The sequence below is a fragment of the Shewanella sp. Arc9-LZ genome (assembly GCF_010092445.1).
GTDB lineage: Bacteria > Pseudomonadota > Gammaproteobacteria > Enterobacterales > Shewanellaceae > Shewanella.
This window is the reverse complement of sequence record NZ_CP048031.1, coordinates 2,058,439-2,072,439: the sequence shown is the minus strand read 5'-3', so window position 1 is coordinate 2,072,439 and position 14,001 is coordinate 2,058,439. Positions and strand designations below refer to the sequence as shown.

General features: G+C 43.2%; 13 protein-coding genes. 8 read left to right on the top strand and 5 right to left on the bottom strand.

The window, feature by feature from the left end; genetic code table 11:
• Window positions 1–25: 25 nt before the first annotated feature.
• Entirely contained in the window at window positions 26–910 is an 885-nt protein-coding gene (locus tag GUY17_RS08970) for a diguanylate cyclase (RefSeq protein ID WP_101087565.1), read from the bottom strand.
• Window positions 911–1,721: 811 nt separating this feature from the next.
• Here GUY17_RS08970 and hisG point away from each other — a divergent pair.
• The 8 genes from hisG to hisIE all read left to right on the top strand — a co-directional run bounded on the left by hisG (window position 1,722) and on the right by hisIE (window position 9,051).
• Window positions 1,722–2,621: an ATP phosphoribosyltransferase gene (hisG, locus tag GUY17_RS08965; protein ID WP_101087564.1), complete on the top strand. Its 900-nt coding sequence runs from the start codon at window positions 1,722–1,724 to the stop codon at window positions 2,619–2,621.
• A 5-nt stretch (window positions 2,622–2,626) separates the two neighbouring features.
• The gene (hisD, locus tag GUY17_RS08960; RefSeq protein WP_162022922.1) at window positions 2,627–3,916 is read left to right on the top strand and encodes a histidinol dehydrogenase; all 1,290 of its coding nucleotides are present in this window, start codon (window positions 2,627–2,629) and stop codon (window positions 3,914–3,916) included.
• 84 nt (window positions 3,917–4,000) lie between these two features.
• Window positions 4,001–5,050 carry a histidinol-phosphate transaminase gene (hisC, locus tag GUY17_RS08955; RefSeq protein WP_162022921.1) on the top strand — a complete coding sequence of 350 codons (1,050 nt, stop codon included), beginning with the start codon at window positions 4,001–4,003 and terminating at the stop codon, window positions 5,048–5,050.
• A gap of 112 nt (window positions 5,051–5,162) precedes the next feature.
• A complete protein-coding gene (gene hisB, locus GUY17_RS08950; RefSeq protein ID WP_101087561.1) occupies window positions 5,163–6,230 on the top strand; it encodes a bifunctional histidinol-phosphatase/imidazoleglycerol-phosphate dehydratase HisB in 1,068 nt (355 codons plus the stop codon).
• Between the two features lie 9 nt (window positions 6,231–6,239).
• Window positions 6,240–6,890 (top strand): imidazole glycerol phosphate synthase subunit HisH, encoded by a 651-nt coding sequence (gene hisH / locus GUY17_RS08945; RefSeq protein ID WP_162022920.1) that lies wholly within the window; start codon window positions 6,240–6,242, stop codon window positions 6,888–6,890.
• Window positions 6,887–7,624, top strand: coding sequence for a 1-(5-phosphoribosyl)-5-[(5-phosphoribosylamino)methylideneamino]imidazole-4-carboxamide isomerase (gene hisA, locus GUY17_RS08940; RefSeq protein ID WP_101087559.1), 738 nt, complete (start codon window positions 6,887–6,889; stop codon window positions 7,622–7,624). Before hisH ends, hisA begins: the two co-directional genes overlap by 4 nt.
• Window positions 7,606–8,379: an imidazole glycerol phosphate synthase subunit HisF gene (hisF, locus tag GUY17_RS08935; RefSeq protein ID WP_162022919.1), complete on the top strand. Its 774-nt coding sequence runs from the start codon at window positions 7,606–7,608 to the stop codon at window positions 8,377–8,379. The genes hisA and hisF overlap by 19 nt, the downstream gene beginning before the upstream one ends.
• 51 nt (window positions 8,380–8,430) lie before the next feature.
• The gene (hisIE, locus tag GUY17_RS08930) at window positions 8,431–9,051 is read left to right on the top strand and encodes a bifunctional phosphoribosyl-AMP cyclohydrolase/phosphoribosyl-ATP diphosphatase HisIE (protein ID WP_162022918.1); all 621 of its coding nucleotides are present in this window, start codon (window positions 8,431–8,433) and stop codon (window positions 9,049–9,051) included.
• Window positions 9,052–9,134: 83 nt separating this feature from the next.
• On the opposite strand, the gene GUY17_RS08925 is transcribed toward hisIE, so the two are convergent.
• From GUY17_RS08925 to pheT, 4 genes are all read right to left on the bottom strand, one after another.
• Window positions 9,135–10,004, bottom strand: coding sequence for a mechanosensitive ion channel family protein (locus GUY17_RS08925; protein ID WP_101087556.1), 870 nt, complete (start codon window positions 10,002–10,004; stop codon window positions 9,135–9,137).
• A gap of 48 nt (window positions 10,005–10,052) precedes the next feature.
• The gene (gene lpxM, locus GUY17_RS08920; RefSeq protein ID WP_101087555.1) at window positions 10,053–10,988 is read right to left on the bottom strand and encodes a lauroyl-Kdo(2)-lipid IV(A) myristoyltransferase; all 936 of its coding nucleotides are present in this window, start codon (window positions 10,986–10,988) and stop codon (window positions 10,053–10,055) included.
• A 315-nt stretch (window positions 10,989–11,303) separates the two neighbouring features.
• On the bottom strand, window positions 11,304–11,603 hold the full coding sequence (gene ihfA / locus GUY17_RS08915) for an integration host factor subunit alpha (protein WP_011637176.1): 300 nt from the start codon (window positions 11,601–11,603) through the stop codon (window positions 11,304–11,306).
• Window positions 11,604–11,606: 3 nt separating this feature from the next.
• Window positions 11,607–13,994: a phenylalanine--tRNA ligase subunit beta gene (gene pheT, locus GUY17_RS08910; protein WP_162022917.1), complete on the bottom strand. Its 2,388-nt coding sequence runs from the start codon at window positions 13,992–13,994 to the stop codon at window positions 11,607–11,609.
• Between the last annotated feature and the right edge of the window lie 7 nt (window positions 13,995–14,001).

Genomic DNA, 14,001 nt, shown 5'->3' with positions numbered 1-14,001 from the left:
GATCAACAGGCCCTAAACCGTAACCCTACTTAAGATGGTCTACACCAGTATCGATCCGGTTCCCTCCAGCATTTTTTGCTCTATACATAGCTTGATCTGCATATTGAATTAATTGCTGCTCATCAGCACCATTATCGGGATAACGAGCGACACCAATACTCGGTGAAAGTTGCAAATTAAGGCTATCAAATTGATAAGTTTTCTCCAGTTCAAGTCGAATATTCTCTGCAATAAACAACACACTATCAACTGAATCAATACCGTTTAGTACAACGACAAATTCATCGCCACCAAAACGTCCAACCGTATCTGATTTACGAACGCAATCACGCAAACGCTGAGCGATATTCTTAAGTAGCTTGTCACCAACAAGATGCCCATAGCTGTCATTAACATGTTTAAACCCATCAATGTCGATAAATAACAAAGAAAGATGAGAGCCTTCGCGACGCGCCAGTCCAAGCGATGTTTGTAAACGCCCAAACAACAATGCTCTATTAGGTAATTCTGTTAATGGATCATGTCCTGCAATGTAATGAAGTTGCTGCTCCATTAATTTTCGTTCAGTAATATCATGAGCAACTGCAATTCTAAACTGGTGATCTTCAGACCATCGTGCCGACCAAAGAATATCAATTATTTTGCCATCTTTACGAACCCAACGATTTTCAAAACGAGGTAGTTTTTTGCCACTCAGCAATGATTCAACGACTTTAAGTGTCTTTATACCGTCTTCAGGATAAACATGGTCAAGCATAGGTTTGCCTATCACTTCGTCAGGAGAGTATCCAAAAATATCTTCAAATGCAGCACTAACAAACACAAAATTTCCTGCTTTATCAACCACACATACTGCATCGAGCATTAAGTCCATAACATCTCTAAGCGCCACTACATCAATGGTCTTCATACTGTGCGTACCTCGAGAAGTTAGCTAAATTAATAAAGCGTAATACACGCCAGCTTATAAGTAGCGTCCAATAAACTCAATGGCTTATAACGATATGATTTAAACATTGCGATTCATAAAGACTAAAGGAACAAGTTTCATCACACTAAAACATCGTTTGTCCCTTGAATAATCGACTAGCACACGGCTCTTGTTGCATAAGAATCAAGCCATTAAACGGTATCATTAACCTAAGCGATGTAGAGTGCCAAATGGGAGGCGTCATTACGCTAACGGTCTACCCTTTGTATTTATTGAGTTCTCAAAGTCATTTATCGACAAACAACAAGTAGAGGTTAATCCCCAAGGGCATCGATAGCTAAAATATTAAGCAGTTGTGTTGTTAACGCTTTACTTAATCGGCTCTAATGATCACAAACAGACAAGAAAGCATATCTTATGCAAAAAATATGGTAATTAAATAACATTAATGCTTTATCCGCTCTTGCAAACAAGCATAAATGCGGTTAAGTTAACTGCAAGTCGATATACACGACATCAGATGAGTGCATAATCCCTCATTTGAACTGATTTACTAATAGCAAATAAAGAGTACTGAAATGAACATCCAAGTGACTACAATCCACCATCATCACCATATGCGGTAGCCTTCGGATGCTAACTGCCGAAGGACGATATCCTTCTGGTGGTGAACAATTATTCACATAAACCCCTGGAAGGAATTTCAGGGGCTTTTTGTTTTCTAAATTTTTATTTTTATTTAAGCAGTTAAATTTACACATTTTATATTTAATACATAAGGAATTATCACATGAGTGAGTCAAAGCGTTTACGTATAGCCATCCAGAAATCAGGCCGTTTATCTAAAGAATCTCAACAATTGCTGAAAAGCTGTGGCGTTAAATTTAACGTTAATGAGCAACGCTTGATTGCACACGCAGACAACATGCCAATCGACTTATTACGCGTTCGTGATGATGATATTCCAGGCTTAGTAATGGATGGAGTTGTCGACCTAGGTATTATCGGTGAAAACGTTCTAGAAGAAGAACAAATAGAGCGCCAACTAGCAGGTAAACCGGCTGAATGCACTAAATTACGTGAATTAGATTTTGGTTCATGTCGTTTATCACTCGCGGTACCTAATGAGTTTGAATATAAAGATGCCAACTCACTAGAAGGTCTGCGCATCGCGACATCTTACCCGAACTTACTGCGTCGTTTTATGCTAGAAAAAGGCATTAACTACAGCGACTGTATGCTTAAAGGTTCTGTTGAAGTCGCGCCACGGGCAGGATTGTCAGATGGCATTTGTGATTTAGTCTCGACCGGTGCAACCCTTGAAGCGAACGGCTTGTATGAAACCGAAGTCATTTACCGCTCAATGGCTTGCATTATTCAATCAAACAAAACTCAATCTACTGAAAAACAAGCTCTAATCAACAAAATCTTATCGCGTATTAATGGCGTTATCCGTGCCCGTGAAAGTAAGTACATCTTATTGCACGCTCCAATTGAAACGTTAGATCAAATTGTTGCCCTACTCCCAGGCGCTGAAAACCCAACCGTATTACCACTTAATGACGACACTAATCGTGTGGCAATTCACGTAGTAAGCACAGAAGATTTATTCTGGGACACTATGGAAGAATTAACCGCACTAGGTGCAAGCTCAATTCTGGTCATGCCTATTGAAAAAATGATGGGGTAACACAAATGCAAATTCTCGATTGGGCTTCTTTATCTACTGAACAACAACGACAAACGTTAGCGCGTTCGCCATTAATTGGTGATGCAAGTGTAGAGCAACGTGTTCGTGACATTATTGAGCAAGTCAACGCTCAAGGTGATAGCGCATTACGGGCTTATAACAAGCAATTTGACGGTGTTGAACTGACTGAGCTCGCATTATCAACTGACGCCATTGCGGCAGCATGTGCACGTGTAGGTGACGACGTCAAACAAGCTGTTGCGCAAGCGGTGAACAACATTGAAACCTTTCACAAGGCGCAGGTGTTTCAGGGTGTTGATATAGAAACTCAAGCGGGAATTCGTTGTGAATTGCGCAGTGAACCCATCGAGCGAGTCGGCTTATATATTCCCGGTGGTACAGCTCCATTAATATCCACAGTAATGATGTTGGCGTTACCAGCAAGAATTGCCGGTTGCGAAAAGCGTGTGTTAGTCAGTCCACCGCCGATTAATGATGCGATTATTTATGCCGCCAATGTCTGTGGTATTACTGATATTTTCCAGGTGGGTGGTGCCCAAGCCATTGCGGCATTAGCATTTGGGACAGAGTCGGTGCCGAACGTAGATAAAATATTTGGTCCGGGTAATCGTTATGTGACTGAAGCAAAACGATTAGTGTCACAGGACAGCCGTATTAGTGTGTCAATAGACATGCCTGCAGGTCCGTCTGAAGTGTTAGTGATTGCCGACAAAGATGCAAATCCTGGTTTTGTTGCGGCCGATTTATTATCCCAAGCAGAACATGGTGTTGACTCGCAAGTAATGTTAGTGACTGACTCATTAACACTGGCAGAGCAAGTCAACCAAGCGTTAACTGAACAATTAGCACAGTTGAGCCGTAAAGACATCGCCGCACAAGCGCTAGAATGCAGCCGCAGTATTATTGTTAGCGATATGGTGCAAGCTGCAAAAGTGTCTAATTTGTATGGCCCAGAACATTTAATTATTCAAACTACTGCCCCACGTGACGTGCTTAGACAAGTTCGCGGTGCCGGCTCCGTCTTTTTAGGCGCTTATACCCCAGAGTCTGTGGGCGATTATGCTAGTGGTACTAACCATGTTTTACCGACTTATGGTTATAGCCGTTCAGTTTCAAGTTTGTCATTAGCCGATTTTAGTCGACGTTTTACAGTGCAAGAGCTCAGCCAACAAGGGCTTAAAACTTTAGGTAACACTGTGATGGTGTTGGCAGAAAATGAATTATTAGATGCACATAAAAATGCTATCGCCATTCGTTTAGCCAGTTTTGAGTAGTGAGTAGTGAGTCATTCATATTGTCAGCACTATCGCTAAGCGCTAGTTAGCACCCTATTAGAGTAGAAAGTAGAGAACACCGCCATGAGCCAAACCTTAGCTGCGCCTTTTGATCCAAAAACGTTGGCCAGACCCGAATTATTGACATTGACCCCGTACCAGAGTGCCAGACGAATTGGTGGTCGCGGTGATATTTGGATTAACGCCAATGAATCGCCATTCAATAATAGCCCGCTTGATAAAGTGAATCGTTACCCAGAATGCCAACCTGCTGAACTCATCAATGCTTACAGCCGTTACTCAGGCGTTAAGGCAAGTAATATTATTGCCAGTCGCGGTGCCGACGAAGCGATCGAATTACTTATTCGTACATTTTGTATCCCTGCTGTCGACAGTATTGCTTGTTTTGGTCCAACTTATGGAATGTATTCAATTAGTGCTGCAACCTTTAATGTAGCTGTCACAGCGTTAAGTTTAACAGATGAATATCAGTTACCGGATGCGTGGCCAACACAAATCGGCAATGCCAAAATTGTATTTATTTGTAACCCAAATAACCCAACCGGCACCGTGATTGCAAAAGACAAAATTGAACAAGCTATTAACGCAGCACCTAAAGCTATTGTGGTGGTAGACGAAGCCTACATTGAGTTTTGCCCAGACTACAGCGTGGCAGATTTACTTGGCACCTACCCTAACCTTGTGGTGTTGCGCACATTATCAAAAGCATTTGCTTTAGCAGGTGCACGTTGTGGCTTTATGCTCGCCAGTGATGACATTATTGACTTAGTCATGCGAGTCATCGCCCCTTACCCGGTGCCATTACCGGTGTCAGACCTTGCGGTAAAAGCGTTAAGTCCTGCTGGCATTGACACTATGCGAACTCAAGTCGCCAGTTTAATTGAACAAGGCAAACGCTTAAGCGTTGCATTAACAGCCTATGGCGCTAAGGTGTTACCTGCCAACGGTAACTATGTTTTAGCCCAATTTGACGATGTACAAGCAGCCGCTAAACGATTAAGCGATTCCGGCGTGGTTGCTCGAGCATACAAAGACCCACGCCTTGCTGATGCGATTCGTTTTAGCTTTACATCAGCCAAACAAACCGATGTGATTATTCAGTTATTTGGTTAATGCGTTAGTGCGTTAGTGCGTTAGTGCGTTAGTGCGTTAGTGCACGTTGCATATCGGTCAATACCCTATACATCATAAATAAGAATTAGATATCACCATTAAGGTAGTTAGCATGAAACAGAAAATCCTTTTTATCGACCGCGACGGTACATTAGTTGAAGAGCCAGCCATCGATAAACAACTCGATAGTTTGGCTAAATTAGTGTTTGAACCACAAGTGATCCCAGCGTTACTTAAATTGCAGAAAGCCGGTTTCCGTTTAGTCATGGTCAGCAATCAAGACGGTTTGGGCACACCTTCGTTTCCAAAAGCAGACTTTGATGCCCCGCACGACATGATGATGCAAATTTTTTCAAGCCAAGGTGTCGTTTTTGACGATGTGGTTATCTGTCCACACTTTAATGATGAAAACTGCAGCTGTCGTAAGCCTAAACTTGGCTTAGTAAAAGACTACTTAACCCAAGGTAAAGTAGATTTTACTGAATCCGCGGTAATTGGCGATCGTGAAACTGACGTTGAGCTCGCTAATGCCATGGGCATTAAAAGCTTTAAATATAATCGTCAAACACTCGACTGGGATGCTATAACCAGCGCTTTATTAAGTAAAGGTCGCGTGGCAACGGTAGTGCGTACCACCAAAGAAACCGACATCAAAGTCACCATCGACTTAGACAACCAAAGCAAAGGTAAGATTGAAACCGGGATTGGCTTTTTTGACCATATGCTGGATCAAATTCAAACCCACGGTAATTTTAAAATGGACGTGCATGTTGACGGCGACCTAGAAATTGACGACCACCACAGCGTAGAAGACACGGCCCTCGCTATTGGCGATGCCATTCGCCAGGCATTAGGCGACAAACGCGGTATCGCTCGTTTTGGTTTTAGCTTACCTATGGATGAAGCCAGTGGCGAATGTTTAATGGACATTTCTGGTCGTCCATTCATAAAATTCAATGCTGACTTTGATCGTGAAATGGTCGGTGAAATGGCCATCGAAATGGTGCCTCACTTCTTCCGCTCATTCGCTGATGGCCTACGTTGCACTTTGCACATTGGATCGAAAGGCGATAACGATCACCACAAAGTAGAAGCACTGTTTAAAGTGTTAGGCCGTACGCTTCGCCAAGCGGTGAAAGTCGAAGGTGACATACTGCCATCAAGCAAAGGTGTGCTGTAAGGAGTTCATGTGACACAAGTATCGAATACTTCAAACGCTACCAATGATCTTACCGTGATTATTGATACCGGCTGTGCCAATTTAAGCTCTGTACGGTTCGCTTTTGAGCGTCTGAATGCCAATGTCTTAGTCAGTGCTGACTTTGATGTCATCCGCAGCGCCGCAAGAGTGGTACTACCGGGTGTTGGCACCGCTGGTGCGGCCATGGATGCCCTAAAACAAAAGAACCTTATCGAGCTAATTAAAAGCTTAACGCAACCTGTTATGGGCGTGTGTTTAGGCATGCAAATGCTGGCATCATTGTCTAATGAACATGGCGGCCGCAGCGAGCAAAATATCACCTGTCTAGGATTAGTGCCGACAGACATTGGCGACCTAGACAGTAAAGGCTTACCGCTGCCACACATGGGCTGGAATCAAATAGAGGTGAGCGATCACCCATTATTTGTTGGCATTGAAAATGGCAGCTACGTGTATTTTGTTCACAGCTACCGTGCGCCAATCAGTGAGTACACCCTAGCCAGCAGCACTTATGGCGAGTCATTCAGTGCCGCCATTGGTAAAGGAAACTTTTTTGGGGTGCAATTCCACCCAGAAAAAAGTGCCAAAGTAGGCGCACAAATTTTACAGAACTTCTTAAACATGGGGACACCACAGTGATTATTCCTGCCATTGATTTAATTGACGGCCAAGTGGTGCGCTTGTACCAAGGTGACTATGACAAACAGACCACCTTTGACTTAAGTCCACTGGTACAATTGCAGTCTTATCAAGCCCAAGGGGCAAAATTGCTGCATATCGTTGACTTAACGGGTGCTAAAGATCCGAATAAACGCCAAACTCAATTAATTGCTGAACTTGCTGCGGGACTTGATGTTGATATTCAAGTCGGCGGCGGTATTCGCAGCGAAGAGCAAGTCGCGGAATTATTAGCCATTGGTGTTAAACGTGTGGTGATAGGCTCTCTTGCAGTCAAAGAGCCTAAACTGGTCAAAAGTTGGTTTGTAAAATACGGCAGCGATGCCATTTGTTTGGCTCTTGATGTCAATATTAACGATAACGGCGACAAAATTGTCGCGGTATCGGGCTGGCAATCGGGTGGCGGTAAGTCATTAGAGTCGTTAGTGGCTGAATTTGAAACCGTCGGTCTTAAGCATGCTTTAGTGACTGATATCAGCCGTGATGGCACCTTAACAGGCGCCAATACCGAGCTCTACACGGAACTTGCCGCAACGTATCCCCATATCCTTTGGCAAGCCTCTGGTGGCATTGCAACACTTGACAATGTTGCCGCTGTACGCGACAGCAAAGCATCGGGCATTATTATCGGTAAAGCTTTACTGATTAACCAATTTACCGTTAAGGAGGCAATACAATGCTGGCCAAACGCATAGTTCCGTGTCTTGATGTACGCGAAGGTAAAGTGGTTAAAGGGGTGCAGTTTCGCAATCACGAGATTGTTGGAGACATCGTTCCCCTCGCCGCCCGTTATGCAGAAGAAGGCGCTGATGAGTTAGTGTTTTATGACATTACCGCCAGCGCGCACGACCGGGTTATCGATAAATCTTGGGTAAGCCGCGTTGCTGAACAAATTGATATTCCGTTTTGTGTCGCCGGGGGCATTAAAACCATCGAGCAAGCACGCGAAAAACTCGCCTTTGGTGCTGATAAAATATCGATTAACTCGCCTGCATTAAGCGACCCGAGTTTAATATCACGCCTACAAGATGAGTTTGGCCGCCAGTGTATCGTTATCGGCATTGACTCATTTTATGATGCTGCAACTGACAGTTACAAAGTAAAACAGTTTACCGGGGATGAAGCCGCTACCAAAGACACTCAATGGTATACTCAGGATTGGGTTGAAGAAGTGCAAAAACGCGGTTGTGGCGAGATTGTATTGAACGTCATGAACCAAGACGGCGTGCGCGGTGGTTATGACATCAAACAACTCAGCATAGTACGCGCCATTTGCGATGTACCGTTAATTGCTTCTGGCGGTGCGGGCACCATGGAGCACTTTAAAGAAGTGTTTGAACTTGCCAAGGTTGATGCCGCATTAGCAGCAAGCGTGTTTCATAAAGGCATCATTGATATTGGTGAGTTAAAACAATACTTGCACGCCAATAACATCGCGATTCGTTTATAGGCTTAGACTTTTACGAAACTAGAAAATAGCCTTACCAAAAAGAGATTACAGATGACAGACCTCAAATTTGATAGCGCAGGCGTAGATTGGGACAAGCAACAAGGCTTGATCCCAGCGGTTATACAGCACCACCTAACGGGCAAAGTCCTCATGCTAGGTTACATGGACCAAGCTGCATTAGAGAAAACCTTAGCCACCAAACAAGTCACTTTTTTTAGTCGTTCTAAACAACGTCTATGGACCAAAGGCGAAACCTCAGGCAACACGCTTGATCTCATTGCTATCGACAAAGACTGCGACAACGACAGTTTTCTAGTTCAAGTTATTCCTAACGGCCCAACGTGTCACACTGGGACAGAAAGCTGCTGGAAAGATGGTAACGCGCATCCTTTTATCGATAATATAACCAAGTTGATTATTTCACGTAAAGGCCAAAGTGCTGAGTCAAGCTATACTGCCTCGCTATTTGAACGTGGTACTAAGCGTATCGCCCAAAAAGTCGGTGAGGAAGGTTTAGAAACTGCACTTGCTGCTGCGACTCATGATAAAGAGGAGCTTGTGAATGAAGCCTCTGATTTGATGTATCACTTAATCGTGTTACTTGAAGACCAAGGCTTATCAATGGCTGATATTAATAAAAACTTATTAGATCGCCACAATAAAGCCAAGTAGTTTTCGAGTCCTTCTGCATTAAATAGAAAAAGACGCTACGGCGTCTTTTTTGTTGATATACATTGATATAAAAATGGTTTTATTTACATTTTATGACTTTGAGTTATCGTCAAATTACCATTAACATGCAAATCACGTTGTGGGTATGCTATCACCACATTATTCTCGTTAAATAGTTCATACATTCTAAAGCGAATTTCGCTACGACGGCGGCGGATATCCGTTTCTGACACTGCACTGACCCAGAATATTAAGTCGAAAATCAATGCGTTGTCGCCAAAGTCCTCAAATAAGACAGAAGGTTTAGGTTGCGGCAGAATATCATCCCGTTCAGCAATAACTTGATAAATCAGCTCACGCACTTTAATCACATCCGAACCGTAAGCGACACCAACACGAACAAATGTACGTGCATTTTTATCGATCAAGGTCCAATTAGTTACGGTATTTTCCAGTAACTGACTGTTAGGCACTAGCATGTGCACCCCGTCATTTCGGCGTATCAAGGTTGAGCGAGTATTAATACACTCCACTACTCCACGGGCTTCACCGACTTCTAAAAAATCACCGATACGGATTGGCCGTTCCCACATTAAAATCCAACCACTGATAAAGTTATTGATAATGTTTTGTGCACCAAAACCGACCCCAATGGCTATCGCACCAGACACAAACGCAAATGCCGTTAATGGAATATTTAAAATTTCCATACTGGTAAACACCAGCACCGCAATACTGATAATAAAATACATGCGAGTGAACAAGTGAATGGCATCTGCGCCCACTTTACGACGTTTTAGTGCTTTAACAATCAATCGCCCAACACGAGTGATAATAAACCACGCTAAAAATATGTAGAGAGGCACTTGCAACAGCTGCAATAAGGTGATGTGATGATTATCATAAGTGAATACCACAAACGATAAAGCCGCTAATAACTCATTAAAATCCATATAAACCTCTTATTATTATTGTGTTCATATCATGGTAGTCGTTATATTTTAGTAAAATTCTTGCTCGCCCGGAGGACGAGTTTTAAGTAATTTCAAAAACCACATATATTGCTCTGGATAAGCATTAATGACTTGTTCAACCACTTTGTTTAATGCGATAGCTTCGTTTTCTTTGCCAATCATTTCATCAGGATTCACCGCTGGCATCACTGTCATAATAAATTGTTTAGCTTGTTGATCGTATCCTATTTTAACAGGCATAACTTGTGCATTGCCGGCTTGAGCTAAGCGCCCTACCACGGGTAACGTCGCTTTAACAGTACCCATAAAAGGTGCAAACACACTCTGTTCAGGGCCTAAGTCTTCATCTGGTAAATAGAAAAAACTGTTATCATTTTTTAACTCTGCTAACAATGCTCTGATGCCTGCTTCACGCATATACACGCGACCATTTTGACTGCTGCGCATCCGGTTACTAAACCAATTAAATAACCCATTGCGATGAGCCTTAGCCATAGTCACTAAAGGTATTTCCATGTTAATACGAAGACCTGCGTACTCCATCGGCCATACATGCGGCATGATGAAAATAATCGGCTGCTTAGCATCGCGAGCTGCTTTAACATGCTCAAAACCGTTAAGTTGAATACGTCGTTTAAGGTGCGCGGTAGAACGAATAAGCAGCTCTGCTTGCGATAATAAAGTAATGACAAATGTCTCAACATTTTTTTTGATTAATTCATCGACTTGTTCAGCTGATTTTTCTGGAAAACAATGGGTAATGTTCACCTTTGCTATTCGCAATGGTTTTTTGGCCACTTTCATCACGACTCGAGCCAATAGTCTCGCAATGGGATCTCTTACGCTTGCGGGAAGTACGCCAAATAGAAACAACACAGCGATAGCTAGCCATGTTCCCCAGTAACGAGGATGCAATAGTGATTTATTAAAGCGAGTATCAAAATATTTTGCTTGTCGTGCCAAAAGAAACTCCAAATAAACTGACCGTGACCCACGGTAAAAAATCATATTATAACGAAGGCATTATACTAGTGATTAATGAGTGTGAAACAGAAATTATACCAGACAATAGCAAACGTCTTTGTTGCACAGCTTACTCACACCTACTTTAGAACAGCCTGGGCAAGATGTATCGAATACACTGGTTACCATGCCAATATCAAGCTGATGCAGCAAACGGTGGGTTACATTCACCAAATTCAAAAACAAAAGAGCCACTCAATTAAGAGTGGCTCTTCGTAATACAGATCCGTTCGGATTGGCGTATTAACTAGTGAACTATTTTTTACCCGAGTTTGCCGCTTCGACACGTGATTTTAACTTCTGTCCAGGACGGAAGGTAACAACACGGCGTGCAGAAATCGGAATATCTTCACCAGTTTTCGGGTTCCTTCCCGGTCTTTGATTCTTGTCCCTAAGGTCAAAGTTGCCAAAGCCAGATAACTTGACCTGCTCACCACTTTCGAGTGCTTCACGAATTTCTTCAAAAAAAGACTCAACCATCTCTTTAGCCACACGTTTGTTAATGCCCAATGTTTCAAAAAGATGTTCTGCCATTTCGGCTTTGGTAAGTGCCATACTTTAATCCCTCAACGATGCGTTGAACTCGGTCTTTAGAGCCGATACCACTGATTCCATAGTCTCAGTAATATCTTTATCTTCAAGTGTACGAGTAGTGTCTTGTAACGTAAGTGCGATGGCTAGGCTCTTTTTGCCTGGCTCAACACCTTTACCTTGGTATACATCGAACAAGTTTAAGCCAACCAACTGATTTTCGCCAACTTTTCTTATCAAATTCATAACATCAGTTGCAGAAACTGTTTCATCTACTACTACCGCGATGTCGCGACGATTGGCAGGAAACTTAGATACAGCTTGGGCTAGCGGCAAACGGGCGTGCAATAATGCATCCAGTTCTAACTCAAAAACAATTGTTTTTCCATTGAGTCCAAACGGCTTTTCCAAACTAGGATGGATAGCACCGATGTAACCAATGACTCGATTATTTCGTAATATTTCAGCACATTGACCTGGATGCAGCGCAGGATGTGTTGCCCCTCTAAAGCTAAATTCTGTAGAGGCAACTGTCAAGCCGATTATTGCTTCTAAATCACCTTTTAAATCAAAGAAGTCGACAGTTTTCGATTCCATTGACCAATGTTCTTCGTTTTGAACACCGGAAATAACCGCGCCCAGCATAGCTTGTTGACGAACTCCAGAATCTGCTTGTGCATCAGGAACAAAGCGTAAACCGGTCTCAAATAAACGTACTCTATTTTGCTGACGGCTCTGGTTATAGCCTACTGCGGTCAATAATCCAGTAAACATTGATAAGCGCATTGCTGACATTTCGACAGAAATCGGGTTAGGCAATACCATGGCTTCTTCGCCAGGATGAACAATGTTCTGCATCTTAGGGTCGACAAAGCTGTAGGTCACCGCTTCTTGGAAACCACGAGCCACAAATATACTGCGCACACGTTTTAACGAAATATCCGCTTCTTTGTGATCTGGCATGCTTAACGCCGCTTGAGGGGCGATATTAGGAATGTTGTTGTAGCCGTAGATGCGGGCGACTTCTTCGATTAAATCTTCTTCAATCGCCATATCAAAGCGATAGGTAGCCGTTGTCACATGCCATACATCACCGCTAGTCTGCACGCTAAAACCTAAACGTTCTAGAATTTCAACCACGTCAGAATCTGGAATAAAGTGGCCTAAGCTTTTATCTAACTTGCTACGACGCAAAGTGATATTAGCGGCTGCGGGCAAATGCTCAGTAGACACGGCTTCAATCACCTGCCCGGCTTCACCACCACAAATATCTAATACAAGGCGTGTAGCGCGGTCCATAACCTTATGTTGCAACTCAGGGTCTACACCACGTTCAAAACGGTGTGACGCGTCTGTGTGTAAGCCTAAGCGACGAGATTTACCCATGATGGCTAATGGTGCAAAGAAAGCGCACTCTAAAAGAATGTCTTGGGTGTTTTCATTCACACCGGTACTTTCGCCGCCAAACACACCCGCAAGCGCAACCGCTTGTTTGTCGTCTGCAATCACTAAGGTATCGCTTGGAACGGTAATTTCGTTGCTATCCAGTAAGGTTAGCTTTTCAACACCATCAGCTAAACGCACGGTAATACCGCCGTTTAAAGCATTTAAATCAAACGCATGCATTGGCTGACCAAATTCGATCAACACATAGTTGGTGATATCAACGATGGGATCGATTGAGCGAATACCACTACGACGCAATTTTTCTTGCATCCATAATGGCGTAGTAGCCTTAACATTGATGTTTTTAACCACACGGCCTAAGTAACGTGGGCACAAATCTGGTGCAACAACATTTATGCTAAACGGCGCGTCGATAGTGGCCGTTACCGCTTCCCAGGAAGGCTCTGTCACTGCTTGGCGATTTAATACACCCACTTCGCGTGCAAGCCCTGCCATGCCTAAACAATCAGCGCGGTTAGCCGTTAAATCAACATCAATAATGGCGTCATCTAATTGCAAGTATTCACGCACATTGACGCCTAAAGGCGCATCTTGTGGTAATTCGATAATGCCATCACTTTCGATGTCCATACCTAACTCGCCATACGAGCACAACATGCCCATTGACGGTTGACCACGTAACTTGGCTTTTTTAATTTTAAAATCGCCAGGTAATACAGCGCCAACCATCGCTACAGCCACTTTTAAGCCTAAACGGCAGTTTGGTGCTCCACAAACAATGTCAATAAGCTCATCGCCGCCAACATTGATTTTGGTGACGCGTAATTTGTCTGCATCTGGGTGTTGGCCACATTCAACCACTTCACCAATAATAACACCGCTAAAATCGGCAGCTACGGCATCAATACCGTCAACTTCAAGACCGGCCATGGTGATTTGGTGTGATAATGCGTCACGACTTACTGATGGGTTAACCCACTCACGAAGCCAAGATTCACTGAATTTCATCTACTTT